Here is a 20,653-nt window from a genome sequence, read left to right as displayed (position 1 = left end):
CTGTTCTTGTCCACCTGTCCTGGCCTCGAGCTATTGAGCATTTCGCCGGAGACCGTGAAGGTGCAGCGGCGCAACCTCGACCCCAAGCTTGGGGTCGGCAGTCACGCCGAGCTGTTCGCGCTGTTTCTCCAGCAGGGCGGCGCGCCGCTCCGGGCGCAACCTCAATCCAGCTTGAGCACCTTGGCCAGGATGATCTTCGGGCCTTTCATCTTCTTGACGATGATCCGCAGGCCTTCGACCTCCAGCACTTCTTCCTCTTGCGGCACGCGTTTCAGCGTTTCGTAGATCAGCCCGGCGAGGGTTTCCGCCTCGATATGGTCGAGGTCGAGGCCGAGCAGGCGCTCGACCTTGAACAGCGGCGTGTCGCCACGCACCAGCAGCTTGCCCGGCTGGTAGGCGAGGATGCCGCGTTCGGTTTTGCGGTGTTCGTCCTGAATGTCGCCGACCAGCACTTCCAGCACGTCTTCCATGGTCAGGTAACCGATGACCTTGCCATCGGCCTCCTCGACCAGGGCGAAGTGCGCGCCGCCCTGGCGGAACTGCTCGAGCAGGCGCGACAGCGGCATGTGCCTGGAGACGCGCTCCAACGGGCGGATCAGTTCGGCCAGGTCGAAGGTTTCCGGCAGGCTGTCCAGCGCCGACAAGGCCAGCAGCAGGTCCTTGATGTGCAGCAGGCCGACGAACTCGGCGTGCTCCGCGTCATACACCGGATAGCGGCTGTACTTGTGCCGGCGGATCACCGCGAGGATGTCGTTCAGCGGCGCGTCGTGGTCCAGGCTGATCAGGTCTTCGCGGGAGTTGGCCCAGTCGACCACCTCCAACTCGCCCATCTCCACTGCCGAAGCGAGTACGCGCATGCCCTGGTCGCTGGGGTCCTGGCCACGGCTGGAATGCAGGATCAGCTTGAGTTCTTCGCGGCTGTAGTGGTGCTCATGGTGCGGCCCCGGTTCGCCCTGGCCGGCGATGCGCAGAACGGTGTTGGCGCTGGCGTTGAGGATCCAGATCGCCGGGTACATGGCCCAGTAGAACAGGTACAGCGGTGCGGCCGTCCACAGCGAGAGCAGCTCGGGCTGGCGAATTGCCCAGGACTTGGGGGCCAGCTCGCCGACTACGATGTGCAGGTAGGAAATGATGAAGAAGGCAGTGAAGAAGGCGAAGCCATGCACCAGCTTCGGCGAGTCCACGCCGAGGCTTTCGAACAGCGGCTGGAGCAGGTGGGCGAAGGCCGGTTCACCGACCCAGCCCAGGCCAAGCGAGGCCAGGGTGATGCCCAACTGGCAGGCCGACAGGTAGGCGTCCAGCTGATTGTGTACGGTGCGCAGGATTTGCCCGCGCCAGCCGCTCTTTCTGGCGATGGCCTCGACCCGGGTGGCGCGCAGCTTGACGATGGCGAACTCGGCGGCAACGAAGAAGCCGTTGAGCAGCACCAGCAGTAGGGCGAAGAGGATGAGGCCAAAATCGGCGAAATAGGTGGCGGCGTTGTAACTGGGGGAAGGGTCCATAAGGGTGTTTCAAGGGCTCCGGATAATCAGGTGAGGGCACCGCGAGCATGGGCGCCAGTTGAGCAGACTAGCGGCTAGCGCACGATTTGCCCAGTCCCCGCGCGCTCGGCGGCATCAGCGTTTGACCACTTGGGGCGGGGCGAAGTGGCAGGTGAAGGTGCTGCCTTTGCCCAGCACGCTGCTGATATCCAGGCATGCGCGGTGGCGCAGCAGCACGTGTTTGGCGATGGCCAGCCCGAGTCCGGTGCCGCCGGTATTCGAGGCGCGGCTGGAGTCGACCCGGTAGAACCGCTCGGTCAGCCGTGGCAGGTGTTTGGCTTCGATACCCAGGCCGCTGTCCTGCACGCTCAGATGCGCGCCTAGCTCGTCGCCCCACCAGCGGATGCGGATTTCGCCCTCGTCCGGGGTGTATTTCACCGCATTGAAGATCAGGTTGGAGAAGGCACTGCGCAGTTCCGCCTCGCTGCCTTTGAGCTTGAGGCTGGCGTCGGCTTCCAGGCTGATGCGGTGATGGCGTTCGTTCGACAGGGCCTGCGCGTCGCCTTTGATCGACAGCAGCAGCAAGTCGACCGCCACCGGTTGGTTGTCCGCGGGGTAATCGGTGGCTTCCAGCTTGGCCAGCAGCAGCAGGTCATTCAGCAGGTTCTGCATCCGCCCGCCTTGCTGCTGCATCTGCTGCAGGGCGCGCAGCCAGCGTGGGTTGATGTCGTCGACGTTATCCAGCAGGGTTTCCAGATAGCCGGAGATCACCGTCAGCGGGGTGCGCAGCTCATGGGAGACGTTGGCGACGAAGTCTTTGCGCATCTGCTCCAACTGGTGCAGGCGGGTGATATCGCGCACCAGCACCAGGTGCTCGTGGTTGCCGTACTGGGTGATGTGGAATTGCAGGCGCAGGCGGTCGTTGATCGGCGAGGGCAGCTCCAGCGGTTCGCGGTAGTTGTTCTGCTCGAAGTAGTCCTTGAACGCCGGGTGGCGCACCAGGTTGGTCACCGGCTGGCCGCTGTCCTGTGGGGTCTTCAGGCCGAGCAAGGTCTCCGCGGCGCGGTTCCACCACTCCAGGTTGCCGTCGCTATCGAGCATGATCACCGCGTCGGTCAGCGCCGCGGTGGATTCCTGCACCCGATCGATCACCGCTTGCAGGCGCCCGCGCACCCGTTGGTCGCGACGTTGCAGGTGGTAGATGCTGTCGAAGACTTCGCCCCACAGGCCGTAGCCATCCGGCGGCGGCTCATCCGCGTGGTGGTGCTTCAGCCAGCTGTGCAGGCGCAGCAGCTGGGCCAGGGTCCAGCCGAGATAGGCGGCGAGGCCGACCACCAGGCTCCAGGCATATTCGCCGCTGAGCAGGCCGACCAGCAGGCAGCCGGCCAGTAGCAGTAATAGGCGGCGGATAACGGCGCCACGCCAGTCTTGATTCACGTTGCAGCCGTCCTGGCGCTAACTTTTGGTGGAGAAACGATAGCCGGTGCCGCGTACGGTTTGTACCAAATTCTCATACACCTCACCGAGCGCCTTGCGCAGGCGGCGGATATGCACGTCGACGGTGCGCTCCTCGACATACACGTTGCCGCCCCAGACCTGGTCGAGCAATTGGCCGCGGGTATACGCCCTTTCTTGATGGGTCATAAAGAACTGCAGCAGGCGATATTCGGTGGGCCCCATCTCGGCCGGTTTGCCGTCGATGGTCACCCGGTGGCTGATCGGGTCGAGCAGCAGGCCGCCGACTTCGATCGGCGCCTCGCCATCGCTGGGCCCGGCACGGCGCAGCACCGCCTTGAGGCGGGCGACCAGTTCGCGCGGCGAGAACGGCTTGGTGATGTAGTCGTCGGCGCCGACTTCCAGGCCCTGGATCTTGTTGTCCTCTTCGCCCTTGGCGGTGAGCATGATGATCGGGATGCCACCGGTCAGCTCGTCGCGCTTCAGCCGCCGCGCCAGTTCGATGCCGGAGGTGCCGGGCAGCATCCAGTCGAGCAGGATCAGATCGGGTTTGCGGTCGACGATGATGGCATGCGCCTGCTGGGTGTTTTCCGCCTCCAGGCACTCGTAGCCGGCCATTTCCAGAGCGACCGCGATCATTTCGCGGATCGGCGCTTCGTCATCAACGATCAGGATGTTCTTGCCAACCATGGGTCAGGCCTCGGGTTGTTCAGCTGTCTTGCGCCGCATTAGATAACGGAATTATTGCAGCGGTGTGACAGGTCGATGTTAGCGGCTTTGCCTGCGCCTGGCTCGGCTATGCTCAAGGAGGTGTCCGGCCGCGGCCGCAACTGACTGCATGGCCGCCTCAGCCCACTTAGAGGAGATACCTGATGAGAACTTTCCCCACCTTGATGGCGCTGCTCGCGGGCGCCGCATTGGCGTTGTCGGGACTCGCCTACGCGGCAGAGCCGGCGATGGAGAAGGACGGCATGTTGGTCGACAGCCAAGGCATGACGCTTTACACCTATGACAAAGACACCGCGAACAAGTCCAACTGCTACGACCAATGCGCGACGAACTGGCCACCGCTGATGGCGGCCGCTGGGGCGAAGGACGATGACGATTGGAGCGTGGTCAAGCGCGACGATGGCACGCTGCAATGGGCCTATTACGGCAAACCGCTGTACACCTTTGTTCAGGACAAGAAGTCCGGTGAGATGGTCGGTGACGGCAAGGGGGGTGTCTGGCACGTGGCCAAGCCGGAATGACATCGATCACGCAGCCTGCCGCGCCCAAGCACGGCAGGTTGCGTGATACCTAGCGCCAGGCGTAGTCGGCGACTATGCCGAGGAAAATCGCCAGCCCGGCCCAGTGGTTGTGCAGAAAAGCCGCCAGGCAGACCTGCGGTTCACGCGTGCGGGTGCGGTAAAATTGCCAGGCGAAGCACAGCGCCGCCACGCCTAGCCCGAGGTGGAAATACCCGCCCAGCTCGAAACGCGCCCCGGCCAGCAGCAGGCAGAGCAGGGCCAGCCCCTGCAATGTGGCGATGATCGGGCGGTCGGCGTCACCGAACAGAATGGCGGTGGACTTCACCCCGATCTTCAAATCGTCGTCGCGGTCGGCCATTGCGTAGTAGGTGTCGTAGGCCACCGTCCACAGCAGGTTGGCGAGATACAGCAGCCAGGCGGCGGCCGGCAGCGTGCCGGTCTCGGCGGTAAAGGCCATGGGCATCCCCCAGGAAAATGCCGCGCCGAGCACCACCTGCGGGTAGAAGGTGTAGCGTTTCATAAAGGGGTAACAGGCGGCCAGCGCCAGCCCGCCGAAGGACAGCCAGACCGTCGTGGCATTGGTGCAGAGCACCAGCGCGAAGCTCAGCACCAGCAGCACGGCGAATAGCACCAGCGCTTCGCGGGGCGCGATCTTGCCGCTGGCCAGCGGGCGTTCGCGGGTCCGTTTGACGTGACCGTCGAAGTTGCGGTCGGCGTAGTCGTTGATCACACAACCGGCGGCGCGCATCAGGATCACACCCAGCACGAAGATCAGCAGATTGCTCAGTGACGGCACGCCTTTGGCCGCCACCCAGAGCGCCCAGAGGGTTGGCCACAGCAGCAGGTAGATGCCGATGGGTTTTTCCAGGCGCATCAGTTGGACGAAATCCCAGGCGCGGGGATGCAGGCGATTGAGCGATTGCAGCAGGCGGGTGTACATCGAGCGCGTCTCCGGGCGAGTTGCGCGGATTATACGGTGTGGATTTGTGCCTGTTGCCACAAGGTCGGTAGAAAGACTTCCGCCACCAGCACCGCCAAGCCGCCCCGGCTGAAGCTGGAGCGGCGAGCCCACAGGCGCTCGGTGCGGACTGCCGCGGGCAACCAGGCGGCGGGATAACGGCTGACCTCGATGGCGCCACGGGCGAAGGCGCGGTCGCTGAACAGCAATTCGCCGAGGGAGCGGCTACCCAGCTCACGCAACGCCAGCCCGGAGCCTTCCAAGCTGCTGCGCGCCGCCACGCTACGGGCGAAGACCCAGGGGTGGCCGTGGCCGCGCAAATACACTTCGCGCACCCAGCCTTGGCTGCCAGCCGGCACCTGCAGTGCGGCACATTCGTCGTTGCGCAGGGTCTGCCAGCCTTCCGCCAGCGGGGTGACGCTGAACGCGTCGGCGGAGAGGGCCATCAGCCGCCGGGTCAGCGAGCCTTGATCGAACAACCAAGCGCGCAGCCCGGCCGCAGGCGCGGGGTGCAGCTGCGTGGCGGTCAGCCAGCGGGGCGGATGAGCGAGGGCGGCGTGCGGCACTGGAACAGGTATCTGCGGCAGTCGGGGCGGCGAGCTTAGCATGTTTGCCGCGCCCGACCGCGCCCCAGCCAAAGGTCGGAACTGCCCGATGGCACTTGCGTACTGGCGTGTCGATCAGTACAAAGCGCCCAGAGCCGGCCGGCATTTTTCTCACCCTCTCCCGCCGCGCCAAGAACGTCTGAAGAGTTGAGGTGGTAGCCGATGAAGAAGTGGCAGTGTGTGGTCTGTGGCCTGATTTACGATGAAAGCCTGGGCTGGCCGGATGAGGGCATAGTCGCCGGAACCCCGTGGCAGGATGTGCCGCAAGACTGGCTGTGCCCGGATTGCGGCGTCGGCAAGCTGGACTTCGAGATGATCGAAATCGCTTAAGCGAGCCTTCCACGCCGTCGGGGCGGGAAATACTCGGTGCAACGGCGGCCTTTGGTCGCCGTTGGCATTTTTGGCCTTCGCCAATTGAGCGAAAGCTTTCGCCGGTCGGGCGGATGGCGCTGCCTATCCTCGGTCGCGCCGCGGTTCCTGAGCATTGGCGGCAGCGGGCAATTGCGCTAGGGTCAAAAACGACGTTCCGCAAGGCGGAGGCGAGCGATGCGCAAGTGGCAATGTGTGGTGTGCGGCTTTATCTACGACGAAGCCGAAGGGCTGCCGGAAGAGGGCATAGCCGCGGGGACGCGCTGGGAAGACATTCCGCCGGATTGGCTGTGCCCGGACTGCGGCGTCGGCAAGATAGATTTCGAGATGATCGAAATCAGCTAACCGACAGTTCAGCACGGCGGTGCTGGGACGGGGTGCGTGGTACCGCGCCGCGTATGGTCCATGCCCCTTCTGAACCCCGCGTCCTCAGCGCTTTCGCCGCGTTAACAGGCCGGTTGTCAGTTTTAATTTTCCGCGCCGGCCTCTGCGCCGTCGCGTCGTCGCAGTCTTAGGAGTGAGTGATGAGTGCACCCGTGGTGATCGTCGGCACCGGCCTGGCCGGTTACAACCTGGCCAAGGAATTTCGCAAGCTCGATGGTGCAACGCCGCTGCTGCTGCTTACCGCCGATGACGGCCGCTCCTATTCCAAGCCGATGCTGTCCACCGGCTTCGGCAGGCACAAGGACGCCGACGGTCTGACCCTGGCCGAGCCGGGCGCCATGGCCGATCAGCTCAAGGCCGAGATCCGCACCCATACCCGGATCACCGGCATCGACCCCGGGCATAAACGCCTGTGGATTGGCGAAGAGGCCGTGGCTTACCGCGATCTGGTGCTGGCCTGGGGCGCGGAAACCATCCGCGTGCCGGTGGCCGGCGATGCCCAGGACGCGATTTTCCCGATCAACGATTTGGAGGACTATGCGCGTTTCCGGGCGGCGGCGGCGGGTAAACGCCGGGTGTTGCTGCTCGGTGCCGGTCTGATCGGTTGCGAGTTTGCCAACGACCTCAGCCTCGGAGGCTATGCGGTTGAGCTGGTGGCGCCCTGTGAGCAGGTGATGCCGGGGTTGCTGCACCCGGCTGCGGCAGCCGCGGTGCAGGCCGGCCTGGAAGGGCTCGGTGCGCGCTTTCACCTCGGCCCGGTGCTGGCCAGTCTGCAGCGTACGGCGGCGGGGCTCGATGCCCACCTGTCCGATGGCACGCGGCTGCAGTGCGATGTGGTGGTCTCGGCCGTCGGCCTGCGCCCGCGTATCGACCTGGCGGCGGCGGCCGGGCTGGCGGTCAATCGCGGCGTGGTGGTGAATCGCCAGCTGCAGACTTCCCACGCGAATATTTTCGCGCTCGGCGATTGTGCCGAGGTCGATGGCCTCAACCTGCTCTATGTGCTGCCGTTGATGAGCTGTGCGCGGGCCCTGGCCCAGACCCTGGCGGGCAAGCCGACCGCGGTCAGCTATGGACCCATGCCGGTGCTGGTGAAAACGCCGGCCTGCCCGCTGGTGGTCTCGCCGCCGCGGGGTTCGAGTGGGGAATGGACGGTCGAGGGCAGCGGTGCCGATATCAAAGCGCTGTGCCGCGATGCGACGGGACGTTTGCTGGGTTATGCGCTGACCGGCACTGCGGTGCAGGAAAAGCTGGCGTTGAATAAGGAACTTCCGGCTCTCTTGGCGTGAATGCCCTCCGTTCTGTCGGGTCAGCCGTGAGGTTGCTCCGGAAAATTGTCGGACACGACTGGCGCAGGCCCCAACGGCGTGCCATCCTCCCTCGAGTCTGCCGCAGCGCAGAGCTGTTGCGACGCCTTGGGCGCTGCTCTGGAAGGGCGGCACGGACACAACAACAACAAACCGTCAAAGGGGCTTTCTATGCGTAAACCGGAACTTGCCGCCGCCATCGCGGAACATGCCGATCTCACTAAAGATCAGGCCAATCGTGTACTCAATGCCGTGCTCGAAGAAATCACCGGCGCGCTGAACCGTAAGGACAGCGTGACCCTGGTCGGCTTCGGCACTTTTGTGCAGCGCCACCGTGGCGCGCGCACGGGGAAAAACCCACAAACCGGCGAGCCGGTGAAGATCAAAGCCAGCAACACCGTCGCCTTCAAACCGGGCAAGTCCCTGAAAGACGCCGTGAACTGAGCCTTGGACGCCCGGAGCTAATGGCTCCGGGCGCGCTCGGCAGCCCCGGCTCCCCCAGCGAAAGGCTGGCTGTAGTCCTTGCGACAAACCGCTACAATGCGCCGCCGTTTCATTTCCCCCGAGGCCGTGCGCATGAAATTCCGTTTTCTCCTCTGGATGCTGGGCCGCCTGATGGCCAAGGCCAGTCGTGACAATCCCGCGTTTCAGCAGCAACTGCAGGGCCGCGATCTGGTGTTCCAGTTGCATACCCTGGACGGCAAGATCGCCCGGCATTTCGTCGTCAAGAATCAGCGGGTGGTCAGCCAGCGTGGCAGCGTGGCCCAGCCGGATTTCGCCCTGGGCTTTAAAGATGCGGCCTATGGCTTCGCGACCATGAGCGCAAAGAACAAGCAGCTGGCCTTTATGCAGGGCATTCAGAACAAAGACATCCAGATCCAGGGCAACCCGGCGCTGGTGATCTGGTTCCAGGGGCTGACCAAATACCTGGTGCCGAAGAAAAAGTCCGCAGAGAAAAAAGCCGCCTGATTCCCGCTCTGCCGCGTTGCCGCTGGTCGGCATCCGCCTGCTCCGCGAGCAGAGCGCCCCGCTGATCCAGCGCGGCTAGCCGAAAGCGCAGCAGGCCGAGGTGGAAAAGGCTTTTGCGGCGAGGTGTCGGTGGCGAAGGCGGCTGCGGTCATAAGCGGGGTCCGGAGCAAGGACTTTCGCCCGTATCTAACCAGTGGGCGTGCTGACCGATGGGGCCGCCGAGCGGCGCCTGTGCGCCGTCACACTTGACCGTATTGTTGGCCGTGCCGTAACCAGCGTTCCAGCAGCGGGCTGACATGCTGCGGCCAGCGCGCCAGTAAGGCTTGTGCGGCATCACGGACGGCCGGCAGCAGATCCGCATCGCGCATCAGGTCGGCGACCTTGAACTGCAGCAAGCCGGTCTGCCGGGTACCGAGCATTTCGCCGGGGCCGCGCAGCTCCAGGTCTTTCTCGGCGATCAAGAAGCCATCGCAGGTCTCGCGCATGATGCCCAGGCGTTCACGGCCGAGCTGCGACAACGGTGGATGGTAGAGCAGCACGCAGTGGCTGGCGGCGCTGCCACGGCCAACCCGCCCGCGCAGCTGATGCAGCTGGGCCAGACCGAGGCGCTCGGGGTTCTCGATGATCATCAGGCTGGCATTCGGCACGTCGACGCCGACTTCGATCACCGTGGTCGCCACCAACAGTTGCAGCTGGCCCTGTTTGAACTGGGCCATCACCGCGGCCTTTTCCGCCGGCTTCATGCGTCCGTGAATCAGCCCGACATGCAGACCGCCGAGGGCCGCGGAGAGATCCTCGAAGCTGGTCTCGGCGGCCTGGCAGGTCAGCTCCTCGGATTCCTCGATCAGGGTGCAGACCCAATAGGCCTGGCGCCCCGCGTGGCAGGCCGAACGCACCCGCGCTATCACTTCGAGGCGCCGGCTGTCGGCCACCAGCACGGTGTTGACCGGGGTGCGACCGGGCGGCAGCTCGTCGAGGATCGAGGTATCCAGGTCGGCATAGGCGCTCATCGCCAGGGTGCGCGGAATCGGCGTGGCGGTCATGATCAATTGGTGCGGGCACAGGCGCCCCTCGACGCCCTTCTTGCGCAGGGCCAGGCGCTGCTGCACGCCGAAGCGGTGCTGCTCGTCGATCACCACCAGGGCCAGGCGCTTGAACTGCACTTCATCCTGAAACAGCGCGTGGGTGCCGACCACCATCGGCGTGCCGTTGGCGATCTGCTCCAGCGCGCTAGCGCGGGCCTTGCCCTTGAGCTTGCCAGCCAGCCAGGCCACGTCGAGACCGAGCGGCGTCAGCCAGCGCTGGAAGTTGATGAAGTGCTGCTCGGCGAGGATTTCGGTCGGCGCCATCAGCGCGACCTGATAGCCGGCCTCCAGCGCTTGCAGCGCGGCGAGGGCGGCGACCACCGTCTTGCCGGCGCCGACGTCGCCCTGTACCAGGCGCAGCATGGGTTCGGGTTGCCTCAGGTCGTAGGCGATTTCGGCGCCGACCCGCTGTTGCGCGCCGGTCGGCTGAAAGCCCAGATTGAGCAGGAACTGCTGTGGCAGGCGCTTGGCCAGCGGCAGTTGCGGCGCCTCTTGGGCGCGCAGGCTTTCGCGCAGGCGCTGCAGCGACAGTTGGTGGGTCAATAACTCTTCGAAGGCCAGGCGGTGCTGGGCCCAGTGCCGGCCCTCGGCCAGCTCCTGCAGATTGGCGTCGGCCGGTGGCCGGTGCAGGTAGCGCAGCGCCTCGTCCAGCGGGCCGAGCCGGTAGTCGCGCGCCAGTTCGGCGGGTAGCCAGTCCGGCAGGCTGTGGGGGCCGAGTCGCGCCAGGGCCTGCTCGCTGAGCTGACGCAGGCGCTGTTGGGTCAGGCCCTCGGTGGTCGGGTAGATCGGCGTCAGCGTCTGCTCCACCGGGATCGGCTCATGGCCATTCAGCGCGCGGTATTCCGGGTGATAGATCTCCAGTCCCGAGGCCCCCGGTCGCGCCTCGCCGTAGCAACGCAGCTGGGTGCCGCGCTTGAGGCCGTCTTTCTGCGCCTGGCTGAAATGGTAGAAGCGCAGGCTCAAGGTGCCGCTGCCATCTTGCAGGCGCACCAACAGGCTGCGGCGTTTGCCCATCAGCACATCGGCGCCGGCCACCACGCCTTCGATCACCGCATCCTGACCGGGGCGCAGGGCACCGATCGGGATGATGCGGGTGCGATCCTGATAGCGCAGCGGCAGGTGAAACAGCACGTCCTGCAGGCTTTCCAGGCCGACGCGGGCGAGCTTTTCCGCCAGGCCGACGCCCACGCCTTTCAGGGCGGTGACGGCAACTGCGGCCAGTTCAGTCATAGCGGCGGCGCCTCAAGCGTCTTGGGCCAGCGGCCGGGAGACCGAGCACAGGCGGATCGAGTCGGCCAGCACTTCGATCGCGCGCGGCCGGGGGAAGCTCGCGCGCCAGGCGATGGCTACGGTGCGGAACGGCACCGGCGGGGTCAGCGGGCGCACTTCGAATACGCCGGGGGCGTAGTGATGGCTGTCGACTGCGGAGAACGGCAGGATCGAGATGCCCATGCCGGAGGCGACCATGTGCCGAATGGTCTCCAGCGAGCTGGATTCCACCGTGGTGTGCTTGCCGTGGTCTTCGCCGCCCTTGCGCAGGGTCGGGCAGGCCTCCAGCACCTGATCGCGGAAGCAATGACCTTCGCCCAGCAGCAGCAGGCTCTTGTCGTTGAGCTGTTCGGCGTCGATGCTTGGCTTCGCCGCCCAGGCGTGGCCGCTGGGTAGCAGCACGTAGAACGGCTCGTCATACAGCACCTTGGTCAGCACGTCGGCTTCCTGGAAGGGCAGCGCGATGATGACCGCATCCAGTTCGCCGTTGCGCAGTTTGTCGCGCAGCACGTGGGTGAAATTTTCTTCGATATACAGCGGCATCTGTGGCGCAACGCGGTGCAGCTGCGGGATCAGATGGGGAAACAGGTAAGGGCCGACGGTGTAGATGGCGCCGACCTTGAGTGGTGCGGCCAGTTGGTTCTTGCCGGCCTGTGCCAGTTCGCGGATGCCTTGCGCCTGTTCCAGGACCTTTTGCGCCTGGGTGACTATGCCTTCACCGACCGGGGTCAGGCGGACTGCGCTCTTGCTGCGCTCGAAGATCAGCACGCCGAGCTCGTCTTCGAGCTTTTTCACCCCGACCGAGAGGGTCGGCTGGCTGACATGGCAACGCTCGGCCGCACGCCCGAAATGCTGCTCTTGAGCCAGGGTGACGATGTAGCGCAGTTCGGTGAGGGTCATAGGGTTTTTCCATTGAAGTGCGCCCAAGCATAGCGGCTGCACTCAATGGAACCAACCGGGCCGGCACTCTAATGCCGGGCACCGGCCTGTTAGCGGCGATCCAGGGAGTAGACGAAGGGCGCCACGACTTCCACGCTGCCGCCGCTCAGCAGTTCCGCCGGTGGTTTTGGCAGTGGCTGGGCCCGCTTGATCATCGCCAGGGTGGCGCGATCCAGCGAGGCGCTGCCAGAACTACCCGCCAGCGCAACACCGAGCACCTGGCCGTCGCGATCGACGCTGAAGCGTACCTTGCTGGTGCCTTCGAAGCCACGCCGGCGGGCGTCATCGGGATAACGCTTGTAGCGGGCTAGGTGGCTGAGCAGTTTGCTCTGCCAGGTCACCTTGGCTGCAGAGGACGCACTCGTGCTGCTCGGCTGCGCGGCTGCTGGCGCAGCGGGGGCAGCGGGGGCAGCGGGCGGCGCGGGACGTTCCTGCGGCTTGGCCTGTGCAACCGGCTTTTCCTGCGGTTTGGGTGGTTCTATAGGTTTCTTCGGTGGCTTGGGCCTGGGTTTTGGCTTGGGTTTTTCAACCACCAGCTTGGGTTTGGGCGCTTCGATCACCTCCGGCTGCGGTTCCGGCTCTGGCTGCACGATTTGTGCAGGCGCTGGCGGCGGGGCGACTTCCGGCAGCGGCGCCAGCTCGAGCAGCAGCGCCGGTGGCGGCAATTCGACCGCCACGGCTTCGGCATGCCAATACAGCGCCCAGACCCCCAGGCCAAGATGCAGGCCCAGGACCAGCAGCAGGCTGATGGTCCAACTCGACAGTTTGTGATGGGTCTGGGTCATTGCTGCCCGACCGCCTCAAGCCCGACCAGGCCGACTTTCAGGTAGCCGGCCGCGCGCAAGGCGTTCATCACCTCCATCAGATCGGCGTAAGCCACGCCCTTGTCGGCGCGGAAGAAGATGGTGGTGTCTTTCTTCGCCGCGGTCTGCTGGTCCAGCGCTGGTCCGAGCTGTTCACGGTCGATTGGCCGATCGCCGAGGAACAGACTCTGGTCTTCCTTGACCGTCAGGTACACCGGCTTGTCCGGCCGTGGCTGCGGTTCGGCGCTGGCAGCGGGCAAGTCGACCTTGATGTCGACGGTGGCCAGGGGCGCCGCGACCATGAAGATGATCAACAGCACCAGCATGACGTCGATAAAGGGCGTTACGTTGATCTCATGCGCTTCGACGAGATCATCGCCGCCGTCGTTCAAATGAAGTCCCATATACAAGGCTCTGTTGAAGTTTAATGACGAACCGCGTTGTCGCCTGAAAGCGCGCCAGGCAAGGCGCAGGCCGCAGGGAATGGCATTCCCTTGCCAAGGCCTGCAACGCAGCATGGCACGCTTTCAGGCACAACCCGAGGGGCCGGGCCTGCTGTTGCGCAGGGCGGTGTTACTCGTCGTTCATTTGGAATAACCAAACCACACTCCTCGCGCCTTGCCCTGCGCAACAGCAGGCTCCGGCGCGGCCGTCATTAAACTTCAACAGAGCCTTACCCCACTTTCACCATGTGTGGCTGGCTGCGCTCAGCCGGCAGCTGGTCGAGATCGCGGCTGACCAGCAGCAGGACTTGCGCCGAGGCGTCGGCGACCTGGGCCTTATAGCCGGCGATGGAGCGGGCGAAGACGTTGTAGATGACCACCGCCGGAATCGCCGCGACCAGGCCCAGCGCGGTGGCCAACAGGGCTTCGGCGATGCCGGGAGCGACCACCGCGAGGTTGGTAGTTTGCGATTTGGCGATGCCGATAAAGCTGTTCATGATGCCCCAGACGGTGCCGAACAGGCCGACGAAGGGTGCGGTCGAACCTATGGTGGCGAGTACCCCGGTGCCTTGGCTCATCTGCCGGCCGCAGGCGGCGACCAAACGCTCCAGACGGAAGCTGACGCGCTCCTTGATGCCTTCCTTCTCGCGAGTGTTGGCCGACAGGCGCATCTCCTCGAGCGCATCCTGCACCAGCAGGTGCGACAGGCTGCCGGCCTTGCCGGCCTGTGCGCCGGCCTCTCTCAGCGAGCGGGTCTGTTTCAGCGCGGCCAGTTCGGTGCGCAGGCGACGTTTGGCGCCGAGCAGCTCGAAGCCCTTGGCAATCCAGATGGTCCAGGTGATCACCGAAGCCAGGGCCAGGCCGATCATCACGATCTTCACGATGATATCGGCGTTCTGGTACATGCCCCAGGGCGACAGGTCGCTCGCCCGGCTCTGTTCCGCCGCCTCGACGGCCTGTTCGGCCGCCAGTGGAGCGACTGCCCCTTCGCGCTGTTCCAGCGCGGCGGCGGCTTCCGGGCCGCGCTCCGGCGGCGCCAGGTTGGCAGCTGCCGTTGCCGCGCTAGCGGGCGTGCTGACCTGGGCTGCCGGGTTGACGCCGGGCTCTTCGGCCAAGGCCAGGCTGGGCGCCAGCAGCAGGCCGAACAGCAGTGCGGCGAGGCTACGCCAGGCGCGTGGCAGGTTGGGAAGGCGGGTTGGCTGCGTGCTGGATGGGATAGGATTCATGCTGGCCGGACCTGAGAGAAAGAAAACGGCTTGTCCACGAAGGTGTTTGCGTGGAGGACAAAACGGCTGTGCATTATTGCAAGTAATTCTTGTTAACAAAAGCAATACTGTCTCTTTCGCATTCTTCTTTCTCGGGCAAAGGCTTTGCCCTTGGTTCTTGCAGCGCTAGGCTATGAGCTTTTCTGTGGAGTTCCGTGATGTCTGATACGCCCTCTGTGTTGATTGCCGGTTGTGGCGACGTGGGTGGCCGCCTCGCCGAGCGGCTGCTGGCGAGCGCCTGGACCGTCTATGGCCTGCGCCGTACCGTTGCTGCGCTGCCGGCGGGTGTCCTGCCGGTGGCGGGTGATTTGCAGAGCCGCGAGGCGCCTGCGGCCTGGCCGACCGGCGCTCTGGATTACCTGGTCTATAGCGCCGCGGCGACCCAGGCCGATGAGGCGGGTTATCGCGCGGCGTATGTCGAGGGCCTGCGGCATGTGCTGGGCTGGCTGGCGCAGCACGGGCAAACGCCGAAGCGCTTGCTGTTTGTCTCCAGCAGCGGCGTGTATGGCCAGCAGCAGGGCGAATGGATCGATGAGAACTCCCCGGCGCAAGCCATGAGTTTTTCCGGGCGGGTGATGCGCGAGGCCGAACAGCTGGCGCTGCACAGCGGGATTGCGGCGAGCCTGGTGCGCCTGACCGGCCTCTACGGGCCGGGCCGCGAGTGGCTGTTGACGCAGGTGCGGCAAGGCTACCGGGTGGCGGTCGAGCCGCCGCTGTATGCCAACCGCATCCATGTCGACGATGCCGCCGGGCTGTTGGCCTTCCTGCTGCAGGCGGATACCCGCGGTGTGGCATTGCAGGACTGTTACCTGGGGGTCGACGATACGCCGGCCGCGTTGGCGGAAGTGGTGGCCTGGCTGCGTGAGTATCTGGGCGTCACCCAGTGGTCTGCCGAGGCGACCGTGCGGCGTGCCGGCAGCAAGCGTTGCAGCAATGCCCGTGCCCGCGCATTGGGCTGGGCACCGCAGTACCCGAGCTATCGCGAAGGTTATGCCGCGGTGCTGGACGGGCCGAGACTCCGTTGATGCAAAGCGGCGCGCTCATATATGCCAACAGAGCCTGAGCATGAATGCCAATCGCCTGCTGGTGCAGCCGTGGTTATCGGGCGTGGAGCTGTTCCAGGCGGACTTCTCCGGGCAGCCGTTTGGCCGTCACAGCCATGACGCGTTTGCGATCGGTGCGATTTTGCAGGGAGTCGGCGGTTACCAGTGCCAGGGTGCCCGGCATGCATTGCCGGCCGGCACGCTGTCGCTGATGAATCCGCAAGAGCCGCACACTGGGCACGCCGAGTCGCCACGGCTGATCTATCACATGCTCTATGTCGAAGAGGCGCGGCTGCCGACGTTGCTCGGCCGCAAGCGTTTGCCGCGCGGCTTCCATCAACTCAATCCGGCGGATGACGGTGCTGTGGCAGCGGCCCTGGCGCGGCTGGCGGTTGAGTTCGAGCGGTCGGACGCATTGGTTCTGGAGAGCCAGTTGCTGGCGCTGTTGGAGCTGGTGTTCGTCCGCCACGGAGGATTGCGCCCGTTGCCTGCGGCGCCGCGCGATGGCGGTAGCACGGCGCGGCTGCGCGATTATCTGGAAGCGCATTACCGCGAGGCGGTCAGCCTGGAGCACTTAGCGACCCTGAGCGAGCGCCACCCACGGCATCTGATCGAGGCCTTCCGCCGCGTCTATGGGGTGCCGCCGCATACCTATCTGCTGCAACGCCGGGTCCGCGAGGCTAAGCGCCTGCTGCTGGGTGAGGTCGAGCTGGCCGAGCTGGCGCTGCAGTTGGGTTTCTACGACCAGGCGCATTTCTGCGGGACCTTCAAACGCTTTACCGGAGTGACGCCCGGACGTTTTCGCGCTGCCGCGCGCACCTGAGTTTTCTCCAAGACCGCTGCGCCGATGGCGCGACAGACTGGCCGCCGGATTCATTGGAGGCGGTCATGGTTACGCTATTTCTGTTGGTTGCCAGCACTCATTTCGCGGCCTTGTTGTCACCGGGGCCGGATTTCTTTCTGCTGCTGCGCACGGCCTTGCTGCAGGGGCGGCGGCAAGCGGATGGTTGTGCGGCGGGCATCGCCCTGGCCAATCTGTCCAGCATGCTGATGGTGTGGTTGGCGCTGAGCCTGCTGCCGGTCGAAGGGGGCTGGGTTTGGCGGCTGTTGCAGGGCTGCGGTGGCGCCTACTTCGTCGGGCTTGGCCTGCAGGCGTTCAGCGGGCATCGCCAGCTGGCGTTGCCGGAGCCCGGGCTGGAGCTGCTCGGTCGCTGGCGGGTCGGCTTGGCTCAGGGCCTGTTGGCCAGCAGCTTGAATCCCAAGCTGCCGATCTTTTATGCGGGGTTGTTCGGCGTGCTGCGTGAAGCGGCCATGCCGGGTTGGGGTCTGGCACTGTGCATGCTGTGGATGGGCACGCTGGTGCTGGGTTGGGATCTGGCCCTGGTGCGCTTGCTCAGCCAACCGCGCTGGCGGAGCTGGCTACAGCGGCGGGTGGGGCAGCTGGATCGGCTCTGCGGCGGGTTGTTGCTGATATTGGGCGGCTACCTGCTGCTCGGCGCCCTATCGCTGTCCTAGCGGAGGCTTCTAGTAGCTTTAGAGCCTGTTCAAGCTCTCGCGAGCTAAGGGTCAGGCAAGGCGAGCGCGGTCTGTTCCAAACTCAGTGGCTATAGCGAGACCCTTCAGTCGCGCTCCAGCAACCAGCGTAATTTGCCCGGCGCATAGTCCGGCATCTCGTCAATCTGGGCGCGGTTGAGTGCTTCGAAGATTTCCAGTTGCTCGCCGTCGCGCTTGAAGATCCAGCTATTGCCCTGTTCGCCGAGTTGCAGCCAGAGGCTGTCGTGCTCGCCGCTCATGGCGGCGCAGTCGCCGGCCAGACATAGCGCGTAACGTTGCGCACCGGGTAAGCCCTCGATTTTGCCGTCCGGGTGGAACTGCACCAAGCCGCCTGTGCCGGGACCTTGTTCGATCGTCCAGGTGCCGCCGAGGTAGGCCGCGTAGAGGGTTTGTTCGAAGCTGCTGCCGGGCGGGGCATCCGCCGCCACCTGGACTGGCGGGCGGGCAAAGCGTTGTTCGGGGCCCGACTCGCTTTCTTCCTGCAGCAGCTGATCGCCTTTCAGGCGCAACTGCTCGTGGTAATCGCCGTAGAAATCCACCCGCCAGCGCGCCTCCGGCTCGGCGACCAATTGGCCTTCACCCAGCTCGAAGCCGTTGCTGAAGGTCGCCAACTGGCGGGGGCCGTCGATACGCCATTCCAGATTGGGGCCGTAGGCCAGCAGGGCTTCGCGCAGGTTGCCCCCTTGCGCCGCGGCATCGATCGCGGCCTGGTTGATCCAGATTCCGCTAGGGTCGCGGTTGGCTTGACTGGTGCAACCGCTCAGCCAGGTTGCCAGCAGTAACAGGGCGAGCGCGTTGCGCATGATGGATTCCTTTCCTGGGGCGGGAGAACGGGGCGGCGGGCGCCCCGTCAGCGGCTTACTCGATGACGAGAATAGCGTCCATTTCCACCTGGGCGCCGCGCGGCAGCGCGGCTACGCCGATGGCGGCACGCGCCGGGTAGGGCTGCTGGAAGTAGCGGCCCATGACCTCGTTGACCTTGGCGAAGTGCGACAGGTCGGTGAGGAAGATGTTCAGTTTGACGATGTCTTTGAACGAGCCACCCGCGGCTTCGGCCACGGCTTTAAGGTTCTCGAACACCTGCACGGTTTGCGCTTCGAAGCCGTCCACCAGCTCCATGGTCTTCGGGTCGAGCGGGATCTGCCCGGACATGTAGACGGTGTTGCCGGCCTTGATCGCCTGGGAGTAGGTGCCGATAGCGGCAGGTGCCTGCTCGGAAGTGATGACGCTCTTGCTCATGAAAAACTCCTTGAGGGTTTTGTTCTAGCTGGGGGCGGCTAACGCCAAGCGTTAGGCGCCGTTGAATCTGCCCTAGGCGCGCACGCGGGAGATGTGCACCACCCCTTTCAGGGCGCGCAGCTTCTTGATCACGCGGGCCAAGTGGATGCGGTCGTGCACGCTAACGACCAACTGAACCACGCTGATGCGGCCATCGCGCTCGTCCATGCTGATTTTTTCGATATTGCCGTCGGCGGCGTTGACGCTGCTGGCCAGCAGGGCGATCAGGCCGCGCTGGTGTTCCAGTTCGATGCGCAGCTCGACGTTGAACTCGCCGACCACATCCTTGGCCCAGGACAGTTGAATGCACTTTTCCGGATTGTGGCGAATTTCGCTGATGTTCTTGCAGTTGTCCAGGTGCACCACCATGCCTTTGCCCGCGGACAGGTGGCCGACGATCGGGTCGCCGGGGATCGGCGTGCAGCATTTGGCGTAGCTCAGCACCAGGCCTTCGGTGCCGCGAATCGCCAGTGGGCCTTCGGCGCTCGGCAGTTGTTCGCCCTCGCTGGCCAGTAAGCGGCGGGCGACCACATAGGCCATGCGGTTGCCCAGGCCAATGTCTTCCAGCAGGTCTTCGATAAGCTCCAGGCGATATTCGCCGAGCACCGCCTGCACCCGTTCGGCCGGAAGTTTGTCCAGATGGCTGTTAAAACCGGCCAGGACCTTGTTCAACAGGCGCTCGCCGAGGCTGATCGACTCCGAGCGGCGCTGCAGTTTCAGCGCATGGCGGATGTGCGTACGGGCCTTGCCGCTGACCACGAAGTTCAGCCAGGCCGGGTTCGGCCGCGCACCCGGGGCGGTGACGATCTCCACCGTGGCGCCACTTTGCAGCGGCTCGGACAAGGGCGCCAGGCGCCGGTTGATCCGGCAGGCGATGCAGGCATTACCGACGTCGGTATGTACGGCATAGGCGAAGTCGACCGCGGTCGAGCCTTTCGGCATCTCCATGATCCGGCCCTTGGGCGTGAAGACATAGACCTCGTCGGGGAACAGGTCGATCTTCACGCTCTCGATGAACTCCAGGGAGTTGCCGGCGCGTTGCTGCATCTCCAGCACGCCCTTGACCCACTGGCGAGCGCGGGCGTGGGTGCCCTTGGGCTGGTCTTCTTCGTTGGATTTATACAGCCAATGGGCGGCGATGCCGTTGTTGGCCATCTCTTCCATCTCGCGGGTGCGGATCTGGATCTCGATGGGCACGCCGTGCATGCCGAACAGCGTGGTGTGCAGCGACTGGTAGCCGTTGGCCTTGGGAATCGCGATGTAATCTTTGAAGCGCCCCGGCAGCGGCTTGTACAGATTGTGCACGGCGCCGAGTACGCGGTAACAGGTATCGACCTTGTCGACTATGATGCGGAAGGCGTAAACGTCCATGATCTCGTTGAACGCCCGACGTTTGCCGCGCATCTTCTGGTAGATGCCGTACAGATGTTTCTCGCGGCCCAGTACCTCGCCTTCCATGCCTTCCCGGGCTAGGCAATGGGTCAGCGACTCTTCGATCTTGTTGACGATTTCCTTGCGGTTGCCGCGGGCGCGTTTGACCGCCTGGCGAATGCGCTCGGAACGCATCGGGTGCATGGCCTTGAAACCCAGTTCCTCGAATTCCACGCGCATGCTGTGCATGCCCAGCCGGTTGGCGATCGGCGCGTAGATTTCCAGGGTTTCCTTGGCGATGCGTCGGCGTTTTTCGCCGGCCAACACTTCCAGGGTGCGCATGTTGTGCAGGCGGTCGGCCAGCTTGACCAGGATCACGCGGATATCACGGGCCATGGCCATGGCCATCTTCTGGAAATTTTCCGCTTGCGCCTCGGCCTTGGTCTCGAAGTTCATCTGGGTCAGCTTGCTGACCCCGTCGACCAGTTCGGCGACGGTTTCGCCGAATTGCGCAGTCAGCGCTTCCTTGGCGATGCCGGTGTCTTCGATCACGTCATGCAGCATCGCGGCCATCAGGCTCTGATGATCCATGTGCATGTCGGCGAGGATATTCGCCACCGCCAGGGGATGGGTGACGTAGGCTTCTCCGCTACGGCGGCGTTGGCCGTCGTGGGCTTGTTCGGCGTAGAAGTAGGCGCGCCGGACCAGATTGACCTGCTCGGCGCCGAGGTAGGTCGAAAGCCGATCGGCGAGGGCGTCTATGCTCGGCAAGGCTGTGCTCCTTGCCGGCTGGGTTCCCGCGCCGCGTGACTTCGACCAGGCATAGGC

Annotated in this window: 22 protein-coding genes; 9 read left to right on the top strand and 13 right to left on the bottom strand. The window is 64.8% G+C overall.

Going from position 1 to position 20,653, the window contains the following annotated elements:
- Window positions 1-161: 161 nt before the first annotated feature.
- The 3 genes from FFS12_RS08845 to phoB all read right to left on the bottom strand — a co-directional run bounded on the left by FFS12_RS08845 (window position 162) and on the right by phoB (window position 3,626).
- The gene (locus FFS12_RS08845) at window positions 162-1,502 is read right to left on the bottom strand and encodes a hemolysin family protein (RefSeq protein ID WP_137886506.1); all 1,341 of its coding nucleotides are present in this window, start codon (window positions 1,500-1,502) and stop codon (window positions 162-164) included.
- Window positions 1,503-1,616: 114 nt separating this feature from the next.
- Window positions 1,617-2,918 (bottom strand): phosphate regulon sensor histidine kinase PhoR, encoded by a 1,302-nt coding sequence (gene phoR / locus FFS12_RS08840; protein WP_137886505.1) that lies wholly within the window; start codon window positions 2,916-2,918, stop codon window positions 1,617-1,619.
- A gap of 18 nt (window positions 2,919-2,936) precedes the next feature.
- Window positions 2,937-3,626 carry a phosphate regulon transcriptional regulator PhoB gene (gene phoB / locus FFS12_RS08835; RefSeq protein WP_119953176.1) on the bottom strand — a complete coding sequence of 230 codons (690 nt, stop codon included), beginning with the start codon at window positions 3,624-3,626 and terminating at the stop codon, window positions 2,937-2,939.
- 182 nt (window positions 3,627-3,808) lie between these two features.
- Here phoB and FFS12_RS08830 point away from each other — a divergent pair, with 182 nt between their 5' ends.
- Window positions 3,809-4,186 carry a hypothetical protein gene (locus tag FFS12_RS08830; RefSeq protein ID WP_137886504.1) on the top strand — a complete coding sequence of 126 codons (378 nt, stop codon included), beginning with the start codon at window positions 3,809-3,811 and terminating at the stop codon, window positions 4,184-4,186.
- 49 nt (window positions 4,187-4,235) lie between these two features.
- Here the strand turns inward: FFS12_RS08830 and ubiA are convergent, their stop codons facing one another.
- Both ubiA and FFS12_RS08820 read right to left on the bottom strand, forming a co-directional pair.
- Window positions 4,236-5,126, bottom strand: a complete 891-nt coding sequence (gene ubiA, locus FFS12_RS08825) for a 4-hydroxybenzoate octaprenyltransferase (protein ID WP_137886503.1) — start codon at window positions 5,124-5,126, stop codon at window positions 4,236-4,238.
- Between the two features lie 29 nt (window positions 5,127-5,155).
- Window positions 5,156-5,710 (bottom strand): chorismate lyase, encoded by a 555-nt coding sequence (locus FFS12_RS08820; protein ID WP_137886547.1) that lies wholly within the window; start codon window positions 5,708-5,710, stop codon window positions 5,156-5,158.
- Window positions 5,711-5,911: 201 nt separating this feature from the next.
- Between FFS12_RS08820 and FFS12_RS08815 the strand changes: the two genes are divergently transcribed.
- The 5 genes from FFS12_RS08815 to FFS12_RS08795 all read left to right on the top strand — a co-directional run bounded on the left by FFS12_RS08815 (window position 5,912) and on the right by FFS12_RS08795 (window position 8,775).
- Window positions 5,912-6,079 carry a rubredoxin gene (locus FFS12_RS08815; protein ID WP_137886502.1) on the top strand — a complete coding sequence of 56 codons (168 nt, stop codon included), beginning with the start codon at window positions 5,912-5,914 and terminating at the stop codon, window positions 6,077-6,079.
- Window positions 6,080-6,295: 216 nt separating this feature from the next.
- On the top strand, window positions 6,296-6,463 hold the full coding sequence (locus FFS12_RS08810) for a rubredoxin (RefSeq protein ID WP_137886501.1): 168 nt from the start codon (window positions 6,296-6,298) through the stop codon (window positions 6,461-6,463).
- A gap of 179 nt (window positions 6,464-6,642) precedes the next feature.
- Window positions 6,643-7,788 (top strand): NAD(P)/FAD-dependent oxidoreductase, encoded by a 1,146-nt coding sequence (locus FFS12_RS08805; RefSeq protein ID WP_137886500.1) that lies wholly within the window; start codon window positions 6,643-6,645, stop codon window positions 7,786-7,788.
- 189 nt (window positions 7,789-7,977) lie between these two features.
- Complete coding sequence (locus FFS12_RS08800; RefSeq protein ID WP_137819069.1) at window positions 7,978-8,250, top strand: HU family DNA-binding protein; 273 nt, start codon at window positions 7,978-7,980, stop codon at window positions 8,248-8,250.
- A 132-nt stretch (window positions 8,251-8,382) separates the two neighbouring features.
- On the top strand, window positions 8,383-8,775 hold the full coding sequence (locus FFS12_RS08795; RefSeq protein WP_137886499.1) for an SCP2 sterol-binding domain-containing protein: 393 nt from the start codon (window positions 8,383-8,385) through the stop codon (window positions 8,773-8,775).
- A gap of 239 nt (window positions 8,776-9,014) precedes the next feature.
- Here the strand turns inward: FFS12_RS08795 and recG are convergent, their stop codons facing one another.
- The 5 genes from recG to exbB form a co-directional block, all read right to left on the bottom strand.
- Window positions 9,015-11,090 carry an ATP-dependent DNA helicase RecG gene (gene recG / locus FFS12_RS08790; RefSeq protein WP_137886498.1) on the bottom strand — a complete coding sequence of 692 codons (2,076 nt, stop codon included), beginning with the start codon at window positions 11,088-11,090 and terminating at the stop codon, window positions 9,015-9,017.
- Window positions 11,091-11,102: 12 nt separating this feature from the next.
- Window positions 11,103-12,029, bottom strand: coding sequence for a hydrogen peroxide-inducible genes activator (locus tag FFS12_RS08785; protein WP_137886497.1), 927 nt, complete (start codon window positions 12,027-12,029; stop codon window positions 11,103-11,105).
- Between the two features lie 89 nt (window positions 12,030-12,118).
- Complete coding sequence (locus FFS12_RS08780) at window positions 12,119-12,853, bottom strand: energy transducer TonB (protein ID WP_137886496.1); 735 nt, start codon at window positions 12,851-12,853, stop codon at window positions 12,119-12,121.
- The gene (exbD, locus tag FFS12_RS08775; protein ID WP_137886495.1) at window positions 12,850-13,275 is read right to left on the bottom strand and encodes a TonB system transport protein ExbD; all 426 of its coding nucleotides are present in this window, start codon (window positions 13,273-13,275) and stop codon (window positions 12,850-12,852) included. The genes FFS12_RS08780 and exbD overlap by 4 nt, the downstream gene beginning before the upstream one ends.
- Before the next feature lie 269 nt (window positions 13,276-13,544).
- Window positions 13,545-14,540 carry a tonB-system energizer ExbB gene (gene exbB, locus FFS12_RS08770; RefSeq protein WP_137886494.1) on the bottom strand — a complete coding sequence of 332 codons (996 nt, stop codon included), beginning with the start codon at window positions 14,538-14,540 and terminating at the stop codon, window positions 13,545-13,547.
- Between the two features lie 197 nt (window positions 14,541-14,737).
- On the opposite strand from exbB, the gene FFS12_RS08765 reads away from it, so the two are divergent.
- The 3 genes from FFS12_RS08765 (at window position 14,738) to FFS12_RS08755 (ending at window position 17,137) form a co-directional block, all read left to right on the top strand.
- Window positions 14,738-15,604 carry an NAD-dependent epimerase/dehydratase family protein gene (locus FFS12_RS08765; protein WP_137886493.1) on the top strand — a complete coding sequence of 289 codons (867 nt, stop codon included), beginning with the start codon at window positions 14,738-14,740 and terminating at the stop codon, window positions 15,602-15,604.
- A gap of 40 nt (window positions 15,605-15,644) precedes the next feature.
- Window positions 15,645-16,445 (top strand): AraC family transcriptional regulator, encoded by an 801-nt coding sequence (locus tag FFS12_RS08760; RefSeq protein WP_137886492.1) that lies wholly within the window; start codon window positions 15,645-15,647, stop codon window positions 16,443-16,445.
- A gap of 65 nt (window positions 16,446-16,510) precedes the next feature.
- Window positions 16,511-17,137, top strand: coding sequence for a LysE family translocator (locus FFS12_RS08755; RefSeq protein WP_137886491.1), 627 nt, complete (start codon window positions 16,511-16,513; stop codon window positions 17,135-17,137).
- A gap of 104 nt (window positions 17,138-17,241) precedes the next feature.
- On the opposite strand, the gene FFS12_RS08750 is transcribed toward FFS12_RS08755, so the two are convergent.
- From FFS12_RS08750 to spoT, 3 genes are all read right to left on the bottom strand, one after another.
- On the bottom strand, window positions 17,242-17,979 hold the full coding sequence (locus tag FFS12_RS08750; protein WP_137886490.1) for a hypothetical protein: 738 nt from the start codon (window positions 17,977-17,979) through the stop codon (window positions 17,242-17,244).
- Window positions 17,980-18,034: 55 nt separating this feature from the next.
- The gene (locus tag FFS12_RS08745) at window positions 18,035-18,415 is read right to left on the bottom strand and encodes a RidA family protein (RefSeq protein ID WP_137886489.1); all 381 of its coding nucleotides are present in this window, start codon (window positions 18,413-18,415) and stop codon (window positions 18,035-18,037) included.
- A gap of 72 nt (window positions 18,416-18,487) precedes the next feature.
- On the bottom strand, window positions 18,488-20,596 hold the full coding sequence (gene spoT / locus FFS12_RS08740) for a bifunctional GTP diphosphokinase/guanosine-3',5'-bis pyrophosphate 3'-pyrophosphohydrolase (protein WP_137886488.1): 2,109 nt from the start codon (window positions 20,594-20,596) through the stop codon (window positions 18,488-18,490).
- Between the last annotated feature and the right edge of the window lie 57 nt (window positions 20,597-20,653).

It is taken from the genome of Pseudomonas sp. 2FE (assembly GCF_005503735.1).
Taxonomy (GTDB): Bacteria; Pseudomonadota; Gammaproteobacteria; order Pseudomonadales; family Pseudomonadaceae; genus Aquipseudomonas.
Note: the sequence above shows the minus strand (reverse complement) of the source record. Positions and strands in the feature narration are given on the sequence as shown.